This is a genomic window from Thiohalomonas denitrificans (assembly GCF_900102855.1).
GTDB lineage: Bacteria > Pseudomonadota > Gammaproteobacteria > Thiohalomonadales > Thiohalomonadaceae > Thiohalomonas > Thiohalomonas denitrificans.
The window spans coordinates 392045-411548 of record NZ_FMWD01000002.1 but is presented as its reverse complement, the minus strand read 5'-3'; the positions used below and the strand labels follow the sequence as shown (position 1 = coordinate 411548).

At 62.3% G+C, this 19504-nt stretch carries 20 protein-coding genes; 7 read left to right on the top strand and 13 right to left on the bottom strand.

The window, feature by feature from the left end:
• Positions 1-13 precede the first annotated feature (13 nt).
• Positions 14-694 carry a dethiobiotin synthase gene (gene bioD / locus BLP65_RS04510; protein ID WP_092993044.1) on the top strand — a complete coding sequence of 227 codons (681 nt, stop codon included), beginning with the start codon at positions 14-16 and terminating at the stop codon, positions 692-694.
• A 199-nt stretch (positions 695-893) separates the two neighbouring features.
• Here bioD and rpoH read toward each other — a convergent pair whose 3' ends face one another.
• The 4 genes from rpoH to ftsY form a co-directional block, all read right to left on the bottom strand.
• Entirely contained in the window at positions 894-1745 is an 852-nt protein-coding gene (rpoH, locus tag BLP65_RS04505; protein ID WP_092993042.1) for an RNA polymerase sigma factor RpoH, read from the bottom strand.
• A 109-nt stretch (positions 1746-1854) separates the two neighbouring features.
• A complete protein-coding gene (ftsX, locus tag BLP65_RS04500; RefSeq protein WP_092993040.1) occupies positions 1855-2859 on the bottom strand; it encodes a permease-like cell division protein FtsX in 1005 nt (334 codons plus the stop codon).
• Complete coding sequence (gene ftsE, locus BLP65_RS04495) at positions 2859-3530, bottom strand: cell division ATP-binding protein FtsE (RefSeq protein ID WP_092993038.1); 672 nt, start codon at positions 3528-3530, stop codon at positions 2859-2861. The genes ftsX and ftsE overlap by 1 nt, the downstream gene beginning before the upstream one ends.
• 195 nt (positions 3531-3725) lie before the next feature.
• Positions 3726-4709: a signal recognition particle-docking protein FtsY gene (gene ftsY / locus BLP65_RS04485; protein ID WP_092993036.1), complete on the bottom strand. Its 984-nt coding sequence runs from the start codon at positions 4707-4709 to the stop codon at positions 3726-3728.
• A gap of 288 nt (positions 4710-4997) precedes the next feature.
• On the opposite strand from ftsY, the gene BLP65_RS04480 reads away from it, so the two are divergent.
• The 5 genes from BLP65_RS04480 to BLP65_RS04460 all read left to right on the top strand — a co-directional run bounded on the left by BLP65_RS04480 (position 4998) and on the right by BLP65_RS04460 (position 9261).
• Positions 4998-6386, top strand: coding sequence for a M16 family metallopeptidase (locus tag BLP65_RS04480; RefSeq protein ID WP_092993034.1), 1389 nt, complete (start codon positions 4998-5000; stop codon positions 6384-6386).
• Complete coding sequence (locus BLP65_RS04475; protein WP_092993033.1) at positions 6370-7698, top strand: M16 family metallopeptidase; 1329 nt, start codon at positions 6370-6372, stop codon at positions 7696-7698. The genes BLP65_RS04480 and BLP65_RS04475 overlap by 17 nt, the downstream gene beginning before the upstream one ends.
• Positions 7688-8257, top strand: coding sequence for a 16S rRNA (guanine(966)-N(2))-methyltransferase RsmD (rsmD, locus tag BLP65_RS04470; RefSeq protein ID WP_092993031.1), 570 nt, complete (start codon positions 7688-7690; stop codon positions 8255-8257). The genes BLP65_RS04475 and rsmD overlap by 11 nt, the downstream gene beginning before the upstream one ends.
• A gap of 228 nt (positions 8258-8485) precedes the next feature.
• The gene (gene coaD / locus BLP65_RS04465; RefSeq protein ID WP_092993029.1) at positions 8486-8965 is read left to right on the top strand and encodes a pantetheine-phosphate adenylyltransferase; all 480 of its coding nucleotides are present in this window, start codon (positions 8486-8488) and stop codon (positions 8963-8965) included.
• A gap of 47 nt (positions 8966-9012) precedes the next feature.
• A complete protein-coding gene (locus BLP65_RS04460) occupies positions 9013-9261 on the top strand; it encodes a YfhL family 4Fe-4S dicluster ferredoxin (RefSeq protein ID WP_092993027.1) in 249 nt (82 codons plus the stop codon).
• Positions 9262-9439: 178 nt separating this feature from the next.
• Here BLP65_RS04460 and BLP65_RS17285 read toward each other — a convergent pair whose 3' ends face one another.
• Positions 9440-9562: a hypothetical protein gene (locus BLP65_RS17285; protein ID WP_281180144.1), complete on the bottom strand. Its 123-nt coding sequence runs from the start codon at positions 9560-9562 to the stop codon at positions 9440-9442.
• Positions 9563-9686: 124 nt separating this feature from the next.
• Between BLP65_RS17285 and ggt the strand changes: the two genes are divergently transcribed.
• Positions 9687-11345 (top strand): gamma-glutamyltransferase, encoded by a 1659-nt coding sequence (gene ggt, locus BLP65_RS04455; protein WP_092993025.1) that lies wholly within the window; start codon positions 9687-9689, stop codon positions 11343-11345.
• A 26-nt stretch (positions 11346-11371) separates the two neighbouring features.
• Here the strand turns inward: ggt and BLP65_RS04450 are convergent, their stop codons facing one another.
• The 8 genes from BLP65_RS04450 to BLP65_RS04415 form a co-directional block, all read right to left on the bottom strand.
• Positions 11372-12169 (bottom strand): OmpA family protein, encoded by a 798-nt coding sequence (locus BLP65_RS04450; protein ID WP_092993023.1) that lies wholly within the window; start codon positions 12167-12169, stop codon positions 11372-11374.
• A complete protein-coding gene (locus BLP65_RS04445) occupies positions 12166-12534 on the bottom strand; it encodes a DUF4398 domain-containing protein (protein ID WP_092993021.1) in 369 nt (122 codons plus the stop codon). Before BLP65_RS04445 ends, BLP65_RS04450 begins: the two co-directional genes overlap by 4 nt.
• A 399-nt stretch (positions 12535-12933) precedes the next feature.
• Positions 12934-13971, bottom strand: a complete 1038-nt coding sequence (locus BLP65_RS04440) for a GDP-D-glucose phosphorylase 1 family protein (protein ID WP_092993019.1) — start codon at positions 13969-13971, stop codon at positions 12934-12936.
• A 266-nt stretch (positions 13972-14237) separates the two neighbouring features.
• Positions 14238-15053 (bottom strand): bifunctional DNA-formamidopyrimidine glycosylase/DNA-(apurinic or apyrimidinic site) lyase, encoded by an 816-nt coding sequence (gene mutM, locus BLP65_RS04435; protein ID WP_092993017.1) that lies wholly within the window; start codon positions 15051-15053, stop codon positions 14238-14240.
• Positions 15054-15175: 122 nt separating this feature from the next.
• Positions 15176-16033, bottom strand: coding sequence for a DUF4340 domain-containing protein (locus BLP65_RS04430; RefSeq protein WP_092993015.1), 858 nt, complete (start codon positions 16031-16033; stop codon positions 15176-15178).
• Between the two features lie 5 nt (positions 16034-16038).
• Complete coding sequence (locus BLP65_RS04425) at positions 16039-17397, bottom strand: GldG family protein (RefSeq protein ID WP_092993013.1); 1359 nt, start codon at positions 17395-17397, stop codon at positions 16039-16041.
• Positions 17398-17552: 155 nt separating this feature from the next.
• Positions 17553-18302, bottom strand: coding sequence for an ABC transporter permease subunit (locus BLP65_RS04420; protein WP_092993011.1), 750 nt, complete (start codon positions 18300-18302; stop codon positions 17553-17555).
• Positions 18299-19243: an ABC transporter ATP-binding protein gene (locus BLP65_RS04415; RefSeq protein ID WP_092993009.1), complete on the bottom strand. Its 945-nt coding sequence runs from the start codon at positions 19241-19243 to the stop codon at positions 18299-18301. Before BLP65_RS04415 ends, BLP65_RS04420 begins: the two co-directional genes overlap by 4 nt.
• Between the last annotated feature and the right edge of the window lie 261 nt (positions 19244-19504).

Genomic DNA, 19504 nt, shown 5'->3' with positions numbered 1-19504 from the left:
AGAGAGAGTGACTATGGCAAGTGGGGTATTCGTCACCGGCACCGATACCGAGATCGGCAAGACCTGGACAAGCGTGGGGCTGATCGCCGCCTTCCAGGACCGCGGTGAAACCGTGGTGGGTATGAAGCCGATCTCCGCGGGGTGCGAGATTACCGCCGGCGGGTTGCGCAACGACGATGCAGTCCACCTGCAACGGGCCGGCTCGGTACCCATGGCCTATGAGCGGGTGAATCCCTATGCCTTCGAGCCGCCGGTGTCTCCCCATGTGGCAGCCGCCCGGGCTGGCGTCACCATTGACCTGAGACGGATTGTCTCCGCCTACCGGCAGTTGGCGAGTGAGGTTGATCGGGTCGTGGTGGAGGGGGCTGGAGGCTGGCATGCCCCGCTGGGTGCGGCAATTACCGTAGCGGACATGGCCAGGGCACTCGAATTGCCCGTAATCATGGTCGTCGGACTGCGCCTTGGCTGCCTCAACCATGCCCTGCTGACCGCACGTGCGATTGAGGAAGACGGACTGGAGCTCGCTGGTTGGGTCGCCAATGAACTGACTCCGGACATGGCTGCGGCGGCTGAAAACGTGCACCACCTCAGTGAACAGCTGAAGGCCCCTCTCCTCGGCGTGGTGCCGTATCTGCGCGAATTCGACCCCCGGCGGATTGCTGCGGCCCTTGATGTCGGGATGCTGTCCCGCTGAGAATTGACAGCATGCCGGACCTGGCCGGCTGACAGGTCCCTTTTCCAGAGGGAGAAGAGGTCGTGCCCCGGTTCAACGGTGGTCGCGGGTCGCCCTGTGAAACTTCGGCGATGCTCTTTGCCGTTAAACAAAAAAGTCCGCACTCCCGTAAGGAGGCGGACTCTTCGTTCCCGTTCCCGTTCCCGTTCGCGGGTGGGGCTCAGGCGGCGAGAACGCCCTTGAGCCTTTTCATCGCGTTTTTCTCCAGCTGACGAATACGTTCGGCCGAGACGCCGTACTTGTCGGCCAGCTCCTGGAGGGTGATTTTCTGATCACCCAGCCAGCGGGCAGTGACGATGTCGCGGCTGCGTTCGTCCAGTCCCTCCATGGCGGACATGAGCTGTTCGCTGTTGTGCTCTTCCCAATTCGAGGCCTCCACCTGCCGGGCGGGGTCATGCCGCAGGTCCTGGAGATAGGCGAACGGGGCCGGGGCATACGAGTCATCATCATCGTCAGCTTTGCCGTCGAAGGCCATGTCCTGGCCGGAGAGACGTGACTCCATCTCCAGCACGTCGGCCTGGCTTACGCCCAGGTCCTTCGCTACTGCCTCCACTTCGGCATGGGAGAACCAGCCCAGGCGCTTCTTGGAACTGCGCAGATTGAAGAACAGCTTGCGCTGCGCCTTGGTGGTGGCGACCTTCACGATGCGCCAGTTGCGCAGGATGAATTCATGGATCTCGGCACGGACCCAGTGCACGGCAAACGAGACCAGACGCACGTTCATCGTCGGATCAAAGCGTTTCACCGCCTTCATCAGCCCGATGTTGCCTTCCTGAATCAAATCCGCATGCGGCAGGCCGTAGCCACTGTAACCTCTGGCTATATGAGCCACAAAGCGCAGGTGCGACATCACCAGGCGACGAGCTGCTTCCAGATCGTTGTCCTGCTGCAGTCGCTCGGCGAGGCTGCGCTCCTCTTCTGCAGTGAGCATCGGAATGCGGTTCACCGCCTGGGCGTAGGCCTCAATGCTGCTTATTGGAAAATTCAGCGAAATATCAAGCGCCTTGGACATGAATTCCCCCTTTTCTATACCGTAGGGCTATTAATAACCCATATTAGCACTCAATTTTTGAGAGTGCCAATAGCTCCCTGTTTTGTAGACAATGAGCCGCCGCCGGAGTTCAGGTAGGTTCGATATCGCGCAGATGGCGGCCGACGGCGAACCAGGAGCCGACCAGCCCCAGGGCGGTCCCTGACAGCAGCAGCAGGCCGGCGGTGGCTGCATCCAGTGCATCCAGCCGGAAGCCGCTGTTGTAGAGGTTGGCCAGATCCCGGACCGGCCCGCTCAGTATGCCCAGTGAGGCCTGCACCAGCACCGCGGCAATCACGGCACCGAACAGGCCGTACCAGAAGCCGGTATAGAGGAACGGGCGGCGGATGAAGGCATCGGTGCCGCCGATAAGCTTGGTGACCACGATCTCGTCGCGCCGGTTCTGGATCGAGAGGCGGATGGTATTGCCTACCACCAGCAGTACGGCCAGCGAGAGCAGCCCGGCCAGCACCCAGACTCCGCGCTGCCCGATCTCCATGAGGGCAAACAGTCGTTTAACCCACTGCATGTCCAGCTGTGCCAGCTCAACGCTGGGCAGCGCCCTCAGCTCCTCCAGCAGCGTCTCCACCTGGTTCGGACTGTTGTGACTGAGGGCGGGGCGCACCACCAGCACTGCCGGCAGTGGATTCTCTTCCAGGGCGTCGAGCGCCTCACCAAACCCGGAGAGACGGCGAAACTCCACCAGTGCGTTCTCCCGGGAGATGTAGTCGACGCTGGCGATCCCAGGCTGCGCCTCGAGCCGTTTGCGCAGGTTGTTGGCGGCCGGTTCATCGGTGTCTGCGGTCAGAAACAGAGACAGCTGCGTCGCTCCGTCCCAGCCCGCCAGTACGTGCTGCACGTTCTTCAGCCCTACGTGGAGGCCGGTGGGCAGTGCCAGGGCGATGCCGATGACCGCGGCAGTCATCAGGGCCGCCGCCGGACGGCGCCACATCTGTCCCAACGCATAGAAAAAGGTCTGCAGATGGCGGGCGCCCCAACTCTGCAGGGCATCTTTCAGGCGTGGCCCGGCTCTGGAGGCCCCCCGGCCGTTCTCGCGGGAGGCGGCTGGCCGTGATCGATAGGTCCCGCCGCGCATCAGACCGTTACTCCGATATCGCTGGCAAGCCTGCCGTGGTCCAGCCGCAGGATTCGGTGGGGCATCTGCCGGATGAGGTCCAGGTCGTGGCTGGCGATAAGGACGCTGACCCCTACCCGGTTGAAATCCCGGAAGATCTCCATGATTTCCCGGGAGAGCTCCGGGTCGAGGTTGCCGGTGGGCTCATCCGCCAGTACCAGCGGTGGCCGGTTGATGACTGCACGGGCGATACCTACCCGCTGCTGTTCGCCGCCGGAAAGGGTAACGGGAAAGGATCTGGCCCGATCCAGCAGGCCGACCTTGTCGAGGGCGGCACGGACCCGCCGCTCCACTTCACGACGGGCGTGCCCGGAGATAATCAGTGGGAGAGCTACGTTATCGAACACCGTGCGGTCGAACAGCAGCCGGTGGTCCTGAAAAATGATGCCGATGCGACGGCGATGGAAGGGGATATGACGGGACTTCACCCGCGCCAGGTTCTGTCCCCCGACCAGCACCTGACCGCTGCTGGCCCGCTCGATCAGCGCGATGAGCTTCAGTAGTGAGCTCTTGCCGGCACCCGAATGCCCGGTAAGAAACGCCATTTCCCCGGGAGCGAGATGAAAATCGACCCCCTTCAGGGCCTCATACCCCCCCGGATAGCGCTTGCTGACATCGGTGAATCGAATCATGGTTTCGGGTTTGTTTCGCTGGTTGCTAAACTCTGTTGCTAGTTGCTAGTTGCTAGTTGCTAGTTGCTAGTTGCTAGTTGCTAGTTGCTAGTTGATAGGCGGTGGGATTCACTCTTGGAGACTCGCCACTCGCCACTCGCCACTCGCCACTCGCCACTCGCCACTCGCCACTCGCCACTCGCCACTCGCCACTCGTCACTTCGTAAGCAGGGCGTCCACGAACTCCTCGGCGTCAAAGGTGCGCAGGTCGTCGATACCTTCGCCCACGCCGATAAACCGGATGGGGATCTGCATCTGTTTGGCCATGGCGAAGATAATGCCGCCCTTGGCGGTGCCATCGAGCTTGGTAAGGGCGATACCGGTTACTCCCACCGCTTCCTTGAATTGCTTGGCCTGCGAGAGGGCATTCTGGCCGGTACCGGCGTCGAGCACCAGCAGTACCTCATGGGGCGCGGTGTCGTCGAGTTTGCCGATTACCCGCCGGACTTTCTTCAGCTCCTCCATGAGATTCGACTGGGTATGCAGTCGGCCCGCCGTATCTGCAATGAGTACGTCGGTGCCGCGGGATTTGGCCGCCTGCACGGCGTCGAAGATCACCGATGCCGAGTCGGCGCCGGTGTGTTGCGCGATCACCGGGATTTTATTGCGTTCGCCCCAGACCTGAAGCTGTTCGACTGCCGCGGCGCGGAAGGTGTCGCCGGCCGCCAGCATCACCGAAGCACCCTGTTCCTGAAGTCGCTTGGCCAGTTTGCCGATGGTGGTCGTCTTGCCGGCGCCGTTGACTCCGACCACAAGCAGGACATAGGGACGCACGTCATCGGCAATGGTCAATGGTTGACTGACTGGCGAGAGGATCTCCAGCATGTTCTCCCGCAGAGCGGCGAACAGCGCATCCTGATCGTTCAGCTGCTTGCGCGAGACCCGCTTGTTGATGTCGTCCATGATGGCACGGGTGGCCTCGACGCCGACATCGGCGACCAGCAGCTGAGTCTCGAGCTCTTCCAGCAACTCGTCGTCGATGCGTCGGCCGGCTCCGACCAGGTCGCGCACATCGGTGTTGAGAATCTCGCTGGTGCGCGAGAGACCCTGGCGCAGCCGGGAAAAAAGCCCCTTCTTTTCGGGCTTTGTGTTTGTGTCGGTTGCTTCCTTGTCGCCCTTGTTTTTTCCGAAACCGAACATTAGCTCTCTATCGTTGTCGCAAAAGCGTGAAGAAGAACGCGGCGAACAGGACCGCGAATCGGATCCTATCATTTCGCCCAATGGCGAGATACGAGAGGATAAGAGGTCCGAGGTAAAAGATACGAGATTCGAGGTATCCTCGCATGCTTAGCCCGGATTTCTCACCGCCAAGAGACCGCAAAAGGCATTTTTGCGGTTAATCTTTTTTTTGCGGTTAATCCGTGACGTTATTCAGTCTAGTATCTCGTATCTTTTACCTCGTATCTCCGTTTGAGGATGGTTTTTTACATGCACAAAGTTGTGATTTTGCTGTTTTCTCTGTTTCTTGCAGCCGGACCGGCCAGCGCCGCGCTGGTCTCCAACGGGGAGCGTACCCATGAACGGGTTCTCGACAACCGGATGAAGGTCATCGTTCGCGAGGATCACCGGGCACCCGTGATCGTCTCCCAAGTCTGGTACAAGATCGGCTCCAGTTACGAGTACGGTGGTATCACCGGCGTCTCCCACGTGCTGGAACACATGATGTTCCAGGGGACGCCCGAGTACCCCGATGGCGAGTTCTCCCGCATCATCGCCGCGAACGGCGGCTCCGAGAACGCCTTTACCTCCCGCGACTACACCGCCTATTACCAGCAACTGGAGGCGAGCCGCTATCCGGTGAGTTTCGAGCTCGAGGCCGATCGGATGCGCAACCTGCTGCTGAAGCAGGAGGACTTCGAGAAAGAGGCACAGGTCGTCATGGAAGAGCGGCGGCTTCGCACTGACGATCAGCCGAACGCCCTGACTTATGAAACTTTCATGGCCACGGCCTTCAAGGCCGGTCCCTACCGGCAACCCGTCATCGGCTGGATGGATGATCTGCAGCATCTGAGCATCGACGACCTGAAGCGTTGGTATGCCAAGTGGTACGCCCCCAACAACGCCACCCTGGTGGTAGTGGGCGATGTGGACCCGGAGCAGGTGTTCGCGGAGGCTGAAAAGCACTTTGGTCCACTCCAGCCGAGCGATATCAGCCCCCCCAAGCCGCGCCGGGAGCCCCCGCAGCAAGGAGTCCGACGAATCGAGGTAGAGGCGCCGGCGCAGAATCCCGTTCTCCTGATGGGCTACAAGGTGCCCGTTCTGAAGAGTGCCGGGGAATCGTGGAAGCCCTATGCGCTGGAAGTGCTCGCCTCGGTACTGGACAGCGGCGACAGTGCCCGTCTGACCCGGGATCTGGTACGTGGCCAGCAGATTGCGGCCAGCGCCGGTGCCGGTTATAACCTCTATGCGGCACGGGACTCACTGCTTACCCTGAGTGGCGTACCCGCGCAGGGGCATACGGTGGATGAACTGGAGCAGGCTCTTCTCGAGCAGATTCGGCGGCTCCGCGATCAGCCTGTGGAAGCCGGGGAACTGGAGCGTATCAAGGCGCAGGTAACGGCATCGAACGTCTACCAGCTCGATTCGGTCTCTTACCAGGCGAGACAGATTGGCTCCCTGGAGTCGGTCGGCCTGGGCTGGGAGACGGCCGAGGAGTATGTGGACAGAGTCGAGGCGGTGACGCCGGAACAGGTGCAGCAGGTGGCGCGTGAGTATCTGAAGGCCGATGCCCTGACCATTGCCCGGCTGAACCCGCAGCCCTCCGAACCCCAAGCCCGCGACACCAAAGGAGCGAGTCTCGATGCCCCGCACAATTAATCCAGGCGCCCTGCCGCTGCTGCTGGCTGTCTTACTGTTCGGCTGGTCCGGCGTCAGTCAGGCCGTACCCGAAATCCAGAACTGGCGTACCGACAATGGCGCCGGGGTCTACTTTGTACACGCCCCGGAACTGCCGATGGTGGATGTGCGGGTCGTGTTTGCTGCGGGTGCCAGCCGCGATGGCGAACAGTTGGGTGTCGGCGTGCTCACCAACGCCCTGATGAGCGAAGGGGCGGCGGGTATGGATGCCGATACCATCGCGCAGCGGTTCGACTCAGTGGGGGCACGGTTTTCCAATAGCGCACTGCGCGACATGTCCATCTTCAGTCTGCGATCCCTCATGGAGCCGGAACGGCTCGAGCAGGCGGTGGATACCTTTGCGGATGTGCTGGGGGAGCCGGAATTCCCTGTGGACGCCCTGAATCGGGAGCGGGCGCGGATGCTGATTGCCCTCAAGCGCCAGGAGCAGTCGCCGGGCGAGATCGCCAAGAAGCGCTTCTACACCGATCTGTACGGGGAGCATCCCTACGCCAACCCGGTCCTTGGGACGGAGGCCTCACTGGAACAGCTGGATCAGGAGGCCATTCGGGCGCACTACCAGCGCTACTATGTGGCAAACAATGCCACAGTGGCGATCGTTGGCGATATCGAACGGGACGTGGCTGAACGTCTGGCGAACCGTATTACCGATCGTCTGGCCGCCGGTGAGCCGACGCAGCCACTGCCTGCGCCCGAACCGCTCAAGGCCGATGCGCGAGCAAGTCTGCAGCACCCATCCAGTCAGACCCACGTCTGGATGGGGCAGCTTGGGGTGGTTCGCGGTGCCGAAGACTGGTTCCCACTCTACGTGGGTAACCATATCCTCGGAGGCAGCGGTCTGGTATCCCGGGTCGCCCAGGAGGTACGGGAGAAGCGGGGGCTTGCCTACAGCGCCTCCAGCCGTTTTTCACCGATGGAGGCCCGGGGTCCGTTCATCCTCAGTCTGCAGACCGCCAACGAGAATGCCGAACAGGCATTGGACGTACTGAGCCAGACCCTTGCGGAGTTTGTCGCCGAGGGGCCCTCCGATGATGAGGTGGACCGGGCGATAAAGAACATCACCGGTGGTTTCCCGATGGATATCGACTCCAACAGCGAGATCGCCAGCTATATCTCCATGATCGGCTTCTACGATATGCCGCTGGACTATCTGGACCGGTTCATTGAGCGGGTCTCTGCAGTCACACCGGAGTCGATCCGCGAGGCGTTTCAGCGCCGAGTCGATCCCGATTCCCTGCTGGTGGTTACCGTGGGAAGGAGCGATGGCGGTTAAGGGCAATAACGGCAGTTTGCGCATTATCGGTGGCGAGTGGCGCAGCCGCCGACTCTCGTTTCCGGACGTGGAGGGTCTGCGGCCCACCCCGGACCGGGTCCGCGAGACGCTTTTCAATTGGCTGCAGGGCCGGGTGGAAGGCGCCCGCTGTCTGGATCTCTACGCGGGCAGCGGTGCCCTGGGTCTGGAAGCCCTCTCGCGCGGTGCCGCCGAGGTGGTGTTTGTGGATTCCGCGCCCAAAGTCGCCCGCCAGTTGGAGGAGAATCTTGCGCTGCTGAATTCCCGGGACGGTCGCGTGGTCCGCTCCGATGTCCTCAATTACCTGCGTGGCGGTGGCCGGCCCTTCGATATTGTCTTCCTGGACCCGCCGTTTCGGCATGATTTGCTGGAGCCCTCCCTGCGCTTGCTGGACCAGCGCGGCTGGCTTGCTCCGAGGGCCCGGATCTATCTGGAGAGCGAGTCCGATGCCGAAAACCCGCCGGCCCTGCCGGACGGATGGCAGGAGCTCAAGCACCGCGTCGCCGGGCAGGTGAAGTACCAGTTGATTGAAACCGCCTAATCCGCCCTAGAGCACCGATCAGCTAACGGTGGGACGGGTGCAACTCATTGATATTGGGGGTGCCATGAATACGTCCCTGTAGGCTCGACGGCCGCGTCCGTGCGGCCGACGCCCCAATATCAATGAGTTGCACCCTGCTCGGAATTTACCTGTTCGGTGCTCTAGAGGAATTTTGGCCTGCGACCGCCCGCTGCTGTATCATGTTCGGCTTCGGCGCAGGAACCGACCATGCATATTATCGCCATCTATCCCGGCACGTTTGATCCCATCACCAACGGCCATACGGATCTGATCAGCCGCGGGGCCAGGCTGTTTGACCGCATCATTGTGGCCATCGCCGCCAACCCCAAGAAGACCCCGCTTTTTTCACTGGAAGAGCGAGTGGAACTTGCCCGGCAGGCCCTGGTCGGAATGGAGAGTGTAGAGGTTTGCGGATTCGACAGCCTGTTGGCCGACTATGTCCGGCAGCGCGATGCACAGGTGATCCTGCGCGGTCTGCGCGCGGTCTCCGATTTCGAATATGAATTTCAGCTCGCCGGCATGAACCGCCGGTTGGCGCCGGATGTCGAAACGCTGTTTCTGACGCCGGCGGAGCAGTACAGCTATATCTCCTCAAGCCTGGTCAGGGAGGTTGCCGGTCTTGGCGGGGACATCTCGGAATTCGTTCATCCGGAGGTGAAGGCTGCGCTCAATAATAGATTGCGCTAATATACGACGAATTCGCCGCTCTAAGGCTGACGAGGAGGAATGATTTCATGGCGTTGATGATTACCGACGAGTGCATCAATTGCGATGTATGTGAGCCCGAATGCCCCAACGGGGCCATTACACAGGGTGATGAGATCTACGAGATCGACCCATTGCTGTGCACCGAGTGTGTGGGCCACTATGACGAGCCGCAGTGCATCGAAGTCTGTCCGGTCGATTGCATCCTGGTGGATCCTGAGCACGAAGAAGACGAAGGTCAGCTGAAGGCGAAGTACGAAAAGCTTCAGAGCGCCTGAGTAGCACACCGATCTTTGCAAAAAGCCCCGCTAGTGGGGCTTTTTTCGTTTGCAGGGCCGGATCGCACCGCAGACGACTACATGGATGTAGTCGGTTGAAAATGTCTGGAACCTATTTCCAGGCGCAGAGGACGCAGAGCGCTGTAGGTCAGACGGTTGGCCCGAACTTCTCACAGCCCTAACCGCAAAGCTTCCGCTCCTGCTCACGCCCCTCACCTACATCCATGTAGGCGAAGACGCAAAGAGCGCAAAGAAAACAGACGTTGTAAATCAGGGCAGCGATATCGAGTATCACGGGCATTGCTTCAGTGCACCGTTTAAGAAGCTTTCGAAGTATTGGTGTTCTAGCGTGCTTTGCGCCTTTGCGGTGAGAAATAGGGGTTGGAGATCCGTTAAGCTTCGGAAAACGCTTACGGAGGTCTGCCATGGCGCGGGTGCGCTTTCTTTTCGTCCTGCTGGTTCTTTTTGTCGGCTCCGTTCAGGCCGGTCCACCCAAGGCGGCGATAGCGAGTGCTCACCCGCTGGCGACCGAGGCGGGTTTCGAGGTGCTGGAGAGGGGCGGCAACGCCTTCGATGCTGCGGTGGCGGTGAGTGCCGCACTGGCCGTGGTGGAGCCCTACAGTTCCGGGATCGGCGGGGGCGGCTTCTGGCTGCTGCACCGGGCCTCCGATGACCGCGATGTGATGATCGATGGCCGTGAAGTTGCCCCCTTGGCAGCGCACCGGGACATGTATCTGGATGATAAAGGCGAGGTGGTGCGTACACGGTCCATGGATGGTCCGCTGGCGGCGGGTATTCCGGGCGAACCGGCCGCCCTGGCGCACATCGCCGGGCAGTACGGTCGGTTGCCGATGGAGATGAGCATGGGGCCGGCCATCCGCCATGCCGGGCAGGGCTTCGAAGTGACCCCGCACTATCGGCGTATGGCCCGCTTTCGCCGGGATGTCCTGCGCGAGTTTCCCGCCGCCGCTACCTTCCTGACGGACGATGAAGTGCCGCCGCTCGGATACCGGATCCGACAGCCGGAGCTGGCGCGGACGCTGACGTCCATCGCCAAGAGTGAGGCCGAGAGTTTCTATCGTGGAGAGTTGGCGGCAGCACTGGTTGCCGACGTCAGGGAGGCGGGCGGTATCTGGACCCTGGAGGACCTGGAGAACTACCGGGTTATCGAGCGTGCCCCGATTCGCGGTCGCTATCGGGGCCTGGATGTGATTTCCGCCGCGCCGCCTTCGTCCGGAGGCGTGGCACTGGTCACTATGCTCAACATCCTCTCCGGCTACGACCTCTCCGGCTTGCAGCCGGCCAGGCGCACGCACCTGATCGTCGAGGCGATGCGCCGCGCCTATCGTGACCGCGCCGAATACCTGGGTGACCCCGATTTTGTGGAGATGCCGCTGGCCCGGCTGACCGATCCGGATTATGCGGCTGGACTGCGCGCCGCCATTCATCCGGAAAAGGCGACTCCCAGCGCCATGCTGCCTGGATTCACCCATGCCTCCACCGGCCGTGACACCACCCACTTTTCCATCCTCGACACGGATGGCAACTACGTCGCCGCCACGCTCTCCATCAACTATCCGTTCGGTTCCGGATTTCTGTCGAAACGGACCGGGGTACTGCTGAACGACGAAATGGACGATTTTTCCGCCAAGCCCGGCGTGCCCAATGCCTATGGTCTGGTCGGCGCCGAGGCCAACGCCATCGCTTCCGGCAAGCGCCCGCTCTCCTCCATGTCCCCCACCTTCGTCCGGAACGCCGACCGTATCGCTGTGCTCGGCACACCCGGCGGCAGCCGTATTATCACCATGGTGCTTCTGGGGATCCTGGAGTTTGCCGAAGGAAAAGACCCCGAGGCGTGGATAAGCCGCCCCCGTTTTCATCACCAATACCTGCCCGATCGGGTGTTTCACGAACCGGAAGCATTCAGCACGACGACCCTTCAGGCGCTGGAGGAGATGGGACACACGCTGGAGGCGTCGGAGCGCACCTGGGGCAATATGCAGGGCCTGGTCTGGGATCGTCGGGGAAAGCGCGTGGAAGCTGCCAGCGATCCGCGCGGCGAAGGTGCGGCCGTGGCCCGCTGAACCGCAGCCGCATCACGGCCTGCGAATCAGTTCGTCTCGCCGGGCTCCGGCGGCGCCGTGCCTTCAGCCAGGATCACCAGGTCGACCCGCCGGTTCAGCTGTCGTCCGGACTCGGTCCGGTTGTTGGCGATGGGACGGGCCTCTCCGTAGCCGCGGCTGATAATGCGATCCGGGTCGATACCCTGTGCGACCAGCGCCTGCTTGACGGCGTAGGCCCGTCCCTTGGAGAGCATCCGGTTGTAATTCGTATTGGCGAGGCCGTCGGTATGCCCCTCCACCACCAGGACACGGTCGGGATGGTTGCGGAGAAAATTGCTGACGCTCCTCAGTTCATCCCTGGCCGACGGGGACAGATCGGCGCGCCCCGGGGTGAAAAGGAGGTCGTGGAGGGTCACCATGATGCCGCGCTCGACCCGTGTCGCCTCCATGGCGGCCAGCTCCGTCTCCAGCACCTTTGAGCGGCGGGCGTTTTCCGCCTCCTGTTCGGTGCGCAACTCCCTGCGCAGTTGATTGTGCTGTTCAGTAAGCTGCTCGACCTCCCGTTCGGATAGTTCACGCTTGGTGGCCGCCTGCGCCATTTCCAGGTACCGCCGTGCCATGTAGATCTGGTGGTCATACTCGGCGGTATCGAGGGTGTTGTCCGCACGCGCGATGGCCGCATCCGCCTGGTGCAGGAAATAGGCGGCGTTTGCGCGTATCTCGGGTACGTCGGAGACGGCCCGGTAGGTGGCCCGGACTTCGTCCAGCTCCGGCGTACTGTGGGTGGGGGCACTGGCGCAGGCGGAAACCAGCGCGACGGCAAGGAGTGCAGGGATTCGCTTCATGAGTCCAACTCCTCGCGCAGCAATTCGATATTCTCTTCCAGTTGTCTCTTTATCTGCTGCAGGCGTTCGGTCTCTGCCTTCATGATCGCCAGGCGCGCGTCGATCTCGGCCTGTTCTGCAAGGTGTCGGGAGCGGTTCGAGGGCTCTTCCGACGCGGCGATGGAGCGGGCCTGTTTCAGCTTGTCTTCGGCCATCTGCACCTCCAGCGCAGCGAACTCCGCCGCACGGGTGGCATGGGCCTCTTCCAAAGCCTGCTCGGCGTCCGACAGACTGACGGTGGGTGGCTCGGTGAACTGTGGTCCCGTACAGCCCCCGGCAAGCGCCAGCAGGGCCAGGGCCCCGGTCATCCGTGACAGCGATACCATTTTTGCTCCTGCGACCGGTAAGCGGCTTTTCTTCTGCCTCCCTAACGAATAGTCACAACCGCGCGGTTCTGCAACGGTTTGCCTGAGGGCCTGTCGGAGAACATGGTTTTTTGTAGGTTGGTTGAGTTATGCGAACCCCAACGCTGGGTTTTATTTTGCTTCGTTCCTCAGCGCCAACCTACCTTTTGGAGCCCATTGCTATTGTCGGACCGGCTCCTGAAGAACGTAACAATTCACCCCTTGAATTTCGAACCACGGGGAACACGGGGTGCACGGGGGAGAAAAAAACCGAACAACTGGTTTTCACCCCGTGGTCTCCGTGTACCCCGTGGTTACCAGTTCTTCATCGATTCGGGCCGGCGCAGCAGGGGGTACGGCTCCTGATATGGATTGACCAATCTAGATGGTCGCTTCCCTGAGCAGACCGGCGATATCGCTGGAGGTCAGGGCGCTGAACAGCTCCCGGTTGGAGGTGACCATGCCGCCCGCCATTTCGTACCACGCGCAGGTGCCGCACCAGTCAGGCATTGCAAAACTGCCCTGGGTGCGACGGGGCAGCAGGTAGGCGCGGCCGGGAAGGTAGAGCAGGTTGTAGGCGATACCCGCACGGTGCAGCGCTTCGACCTGCTGCCAGGTCTCCTCTGCATCGTCCAGGGCCATGCAGTGAGCCGGATAGGGCTCGCTGCCGCCGTTGTGAGAAAAGTGCGGGTCGGCTATAGGGAGCGGTGTGTCACGGACGAACAGTTGCAGATGCAGGTGGTTGACCGAGGCGCCGGCGCCGTAGGCGTTGTAGCCGAGCCCCACTCCCGGCAGCGTCTCACCCAGCCGCGCCGTCTGTTTCCAGGCGAAGTCATGTAGGGCCGGGGTAAGAAACTGCGGGTGCTGTTGGTGGCGTTCGGGCACCAGCAGGCCGTGTCGGTCGACGAAGGGGTACTTGTTGTAATAGAGCGCCGCCTCGCTGCCGCCCAGATCGCCCTCCCAGAGGATCTCCTTCTCCATGAAGGGTTTGTTGAAATGGAATCCGTCCGGATTGAACGGCTTGCGGATGCCATCAACCGACTGGGTGCTCATGCGCTGGGGACGAAAGGCGCGCAACGGATTGAACTGCACCTCCCAGGGACCGGCCTGTCGGAACCGGGTCGGTTCCAGGGTGTTGAAGCCGAGAAAGGCCAGTTTCAGGAAAACGGTCAGGTCTTCATCGCCATCCGGGATGGTGCCGTTGCCCAGCAGCCGGGCGCGGTAATCGGTGCTCAGCTCCTCAAAGCGCTCCTCCAGTGCCGGTCGCAGCGAGTTCCAGAGCTCCGGCTCGAAACTGGCATTGGCGGTGGCCAGGATAAACGGCCCCAGGGTGTCCCGTTCCAGCAGCCGGCCCAGGCCCTTCTCGAAGGCATGGCGCAGGCGATCGGGAGAGGCAAAAATATTGTCGGCTGTCGACATGGAGAGGCTTTATCGGGTTCGAAAGCGGCTCGCCAGTTTACAGCGAAAAACAGTTTAACCACAGAGGCCACAGAGTAGAGCAACCGCATACTTCGCAGCCAGCGATGTAAGCCCTAAATAGGAGGGGTCGGCAGCGCCAAAAATGTGAGTAGGCGTTTACCCTGCAAGAGACTACTTGCCACTGAAGACAAAGAGCTGAATTCTCTTATAAAACCCCGTGCTCCCCCGTGGTTCAAGCTCTGTGTTCTCAGTGGTACACCCAGGACCTACCGCTGGCAGTGCGGGCAGAAAACCGTCGATCGCTGTCCCAGGCGTACTTCACGGAGCCGTGCGCCACAGGCGGGGCAGGGCAGGCCGCCGCGGCCGTAGACGGCGAGGCTCTGGGCGAAATAGCCGGGGCGGCCCTGGCTGTCGGTGAAGTCACGCAGCGTCGTGCCGCCCTGAATGATGGCCTGTTCGAGGATGCTGCGCACCTGCTCCGCCAGGCGCAGATAGCGGGCGCGGGAGATGCCGCCGGCCGGTCGGTCGGGACGGATCCCGGCCATGAACAGCGCCTCGTTGGCGTAGATATTACCGACCCCGACTACCACTCTCGCATCCATCAGGAAGGCCTTGACCGGCACGCGCCGCCCGCGGGAGCGGCGGAACAGGTAATCGCCATCGAAGGCATCACTCAGGGGTTCGGGCCCCAGACCGGCGAGCAGCTTGTGGCTCTCCGGCGGCCCATCGGTCCACAGCAGCGCACCGAAGCGGCGCGGGTCGGTCAGTCGCAGACGCAGGCCTTCGGTAAAGACCAGGTCCACATGGTCATGCCGGCCCGGCGTCAGCGGCTCCTCCAGCACCCGCAGGCTGCCCGACATGCCGAGGTGCAGGATGATGCTGCCCCGCTCCAGCATCAGCAGCAGGTATTTGCCGCGCCGGCGCACCTCCGTTACCCGCTGTCCCGCCACCCGCTTCTGCAGGTCGGAAGGCACCGGCCAGCGCAGACGCGGCTCGCGTACCTCGACCGTGAGAATGCGGCGGCCGGTGATGTGCGGCGCGATGCCGCGCCGGGTGGTCTCCACCTCGGGAAGTTCAGGCACCGGGGCTACTCGCTATTTTTGCTGCGCACCACAGAGAACACGGAGAACCCGGGGGCGATGGGTTTTACCACAGAGCTGAACCAGCGGGGCAGGGGGAATATGGATCTCGGTGCCCTCTGTGGTCATCGCTCTTGCGGCAGTTCGGGGAGGGAGAACAACCCCTTGGCCACGGAATCGGGCAGATGATACGTCAGGCGCCAGGCCGGGCGCGCCAGCACCGTCTGCGGTTCGCGGGAGGCGATGATGAACTCCACCGGGTCGGCCTGCCCGGCCAGATTCACCCGGATGGTCTCCCCTTCGGGAAGGGGCGCGTCCCACTCTTTCACTTCGATGGCGCGGGCGTGCCTCCAGTTGTCGACTAACCGGGCCACGGCGTCGGCTGAGGTGTCCGGTGCTTCGGGCGCTGTTTCCCACTTGCCATTCCGCTGGCGCAGATTCAGGCCGGGCAGCGAAATCGCCTCCAGGTCGGCAGCGTCCGGCAGCAGTCGATGACTGGCGAAGGTCCCGATGTCGCCGATGAGATGATAAAACCAGGAATCGCCAACCAGATAGATGGTTTCACCGCGGCGCACGTAGCGGTGCTGGTCGATCGGCGTCGTATCGCCGAAGGTGAGTGTGACATCGTCCAACTGCAACCGGACCCGGGGTTCCGAGAGGCCGTACGCCTCCAGATTACTCTCAACCGGAAAGCGGCTCCGGGTCGCCGCTTCGGCTACCTTCAGCAGGGCATCGAGGCGATGGCCGTTGGCGGGGAGCCCGCGCGGTGCTGTAAGTCGCCACTCGCCATCCTCGCCACGCTCCGCGGCCACCATCTCCTGCCCCACGCGCTCGATTCGCACCTGCCGGATTTCCGCCGGGTTCAATGCCGTGAGTCGCTCGGGCTCGGGCGGGGCCTCTTTTCCGGGCTCCCTGAGGACCAGCGCGGTGAGGACTCCTACCAGAATCAGCAGCCCCAGATTGATCAGCGTTCGTGACTTCATGGCACCTACCGTTTACGGCGTCGCCACCAGATAAACACCCCGGTTCCCGCCAGCCCCAGCGGCAATACCAGCAGAAACCCGAATCCGAGCACTGCCGAGATCATCGGGGTGAGGGTGAGCGAAACGTCGGGTGCCGTGCGGGACGGGATGGAGATGAAGGCGTCATCGTGATTGAGCCAGTTCACCAGTCGGTTGCCCAGCTCCCGGTTGGCGCCGTTGCCGAGATACTGATTGGAGAGAAAGTCGGCATCGCCTACAACCGCAACACGCTGGGTCGATTCGGCTCCATTTTTGTCCGCCAGGTTCCGGGTAGCGGTCACACCCAGGGGCAGCCGGCCGGATAATTCGCCTTTGTCGTGCTCAATGGCGCCTTCCAGCTCTCCGGTTTCCGCCCAGCTGCGCTCCAGCGTCTGCAGGATCGGCTGGAACCGGAAGTCGCTCTGACCGGTGACCAGATAACCGGCGATGGGGAACAGGGTGAGAGAGGAGAGGTCGCCGGTTATCGGATGGTCCGGATATTCCGCCACCACCACGAAGGCCGGGTGGTCGATGCCGAGCTGTTGGCCGGTGGGATCGACCAGCGTACCGTCGCCGAGGGTTACGCCGAGCCGTTCGGCCAGGGCCTCGAAGCCGCTGGCGCCGTCCGGTTCGCGCAACCACAGGAGGTTGCCGCCCGCGGCGACCCAGTTCTCGATCAGGGCCGCTTCGCCGGGCAGAGGCTTCTGACGCGGATCGGCAATGACCAACGCTGCGGCATCTTCCGGGATCGCCGGTGTAATGCTCAGGTTAATGGTATCGAAGCGGATCCCCTTCTGCTGCAGCTGGGCGGTCCACTGGCCGTAATCGAAATTACGCTCGCCTCCCGGGCTGCGTTCGCCATGTCCGGAGAGAAACAGCACACGGCGTTCGCCGCCGCGGGCCAATCGTTGCAAGGCGTTGGTGAGTGCCTGTTCGCCAACCGTGGTGAGATTCTCCCTGCGGCCCTGGTACTCGACCACCAGTTCGCCGTCCACCCTGACGCCCAGGGCACGGACCCGGTCGGGGTGCTGGTCCGGGTCGACGAACGCCAGGGAGAGATCGGCCTTGTGGCGCCGGTATCGCTCGATCATCTCGCGAATGCGGGGACGCAGTTGTGAGGCTCCACTCTCCCGTGCAAACGCGGTGATCGTCACCGGCCCCTCCATGCCTTCGAGCAGTTGCTTGCTGGCCTCGGAGAGAGTGTGGCGGCCGCTGGCGGTCCAGTCGGCCTGGAGGTGGTAGCGGGTACTGAGCCAGCCGACCAGGCCAATGGCCACCAGGAACAGCACTACAAAAATCCAGTTCTGAACCCGGAGGCGGCGTCGGCTGTTACGGTCGATATCCATCTAGCGGTCTCGCTTTCTTATTACCACTGAATTGTTTACCACAGAGGACACAGAGGAATAATTTCAAAAACTGACAGCTGGGGCTTTATCTCTTTCAAGCTGCATGCCGGGCCAGTCCCGCTCGCTTTCTCTGTGTTCTCTGTGGTTACAGCCCTTTATCCCTGCAGGCGCTCGGCATCCAGCCGGCGGATGCTGAGTACCAGGAAAGTGGTGATAAACAGCAGGTAATAGGCCAGGTCGCTGGTGTCGAAGATCCCCCTCAGCAGGGCTTCGTGGTGGCGCTGTAGCGAGAGATAGGTGAACAGGCTGTCGCTGCCCGTGCCGCCCGCCCAGTCCAGGATCCAGAGCAGCAGCAGAAACCCGAAACTGCCCACGGCCGCCACTGTGGGCTGCTCCGTCAGGGTGGACATGAACAGCCCCGCCGCGGCGAAGGCCGCCAGCATCAGCGTCAGTCCCAGTACCTGGGCGGCCAGCAGACCGAAATCCAGCGTGCCGCCGAGCATCAGCGACAGCGGCATGAGAGCAATAAGCCCGATCATGACCATGAAGAAGGCCATCACCCCCAGATACTTCCCCAGAACGATTTCGGTCATGGAGACCGGTGCCGAGAGCAGTAGTGGCAGTGTGCCCCCGCGCCGCTCCTCGCTGATCAGACGCATGGTGAGAAGCGGTGCTACCAGTAGCAGAACCACCGCAGCGATACCGAAAACCGGTCCGGCCACGACCTCGGTCAGCCCCGGGGCGCTCTCCATCTGCGCCAGCCGGGGTTGAATCCTGGCGTATTCATCCACCTGGCTGAGAAACAGGTAGGCCAGGATGAGTTCCACCACGGCCAGCACCGACCAGGCCAGTGGGGAGAGAAACAGGCTGCGCAGCTCCCGCGCCGCAATGTGTCCGACCATCATGCCGCCTCTCTCCCGGACTCCGAGGTGGTCAGATCGACAAACACATCCTCCAGGGAGCGGCGCTCGGGGATCAACTCATAGAGACCCCAGTTCTCCCGGGCCGCGGCAAGGGCCAGTGCTTCGGCGGGACTCTCGGCCGGGTAATGGCCGATGTGAAAGCGATCGGTCCCCTCGGCCTCCACCGACCGAACCCCCTCGATGGCCCGCAGGGTGTCGATATCAGGCGGCCGATGCAGGCCGATGGTAAGCCGTGAGGTCTGCATGCGCTGCTCCAGTCCGGCGATGGTGTCGCTCACTACCAGTTCGCCCTGATGAATAATCTGCACCCGATCGCAAGTAGCCTGCACCTCGGGCAGGATATGGGTGGAGAGGATGACGCTGTGTTCCCCGCCCAGCTCCCGGATCAGCGCACGAATCTCGCGGATCTGGATGGGGTCGAGACCTACGGTGGGCTCGTCGAGCACCACCACATCCGGGGAGTGGATGATGGCCTGAGCGATACCCACTCGCTGCTGATAGCCCTTGGAGAGATTGCCGATCAGCCGATCGCCGCTCTCCGTCAGGCCGCAGCGCTCCTTTGCGGCGGCGAGCGCCGCCGGGATGCGGGCGCGCTCGATACGGTGGAGCCGTGCGCAGTAGGTCAGGTATTCATTGACCGTGAGCTCCCGATAGAGCGGCGGCTGCTCCGGGAGATAGCCGATGGCCGCTTTGGCCCGCTTGGGATGCTCGAGGAGATCGATTCCGCCGACCGTGATGCGGCCTGCACTGGGTGCCAGGTTGCCCGTAAGCATGCGCATGGTGGTCGACTTTCCGGCCCCGTTGGGGCCGAGGAACCCCAGCACCTCACCGCGACGCACTTCGAAACTGATCCCATTTACCGCACAGTGGGTTCCGAAGTATCGGTAGAGGTGTTCGACGCCGATCAGACTCGCTTCGCTCATGCGTTCTTCCGAACTTGGAAACAGGCTGGAATTCTACCCATAAACCGCCAGGAAGGTGCAATGACGTACCTTCCGCATTTGCGAGCCGTATCTTCCTGCTGCGCAGGCCCGCATCAATGAAGAACTGGTAACCACGGGGAACATGGGGACCACGGTTTGAGGATTCTTGCGAAGGGACTATCTCCTCCGTTCCCGGTAGGAGGGCCGCCCCGGCGCGATGCTCTTCGTGACGAAAATCGCCGCGAGGGCGCGCCTCCTACC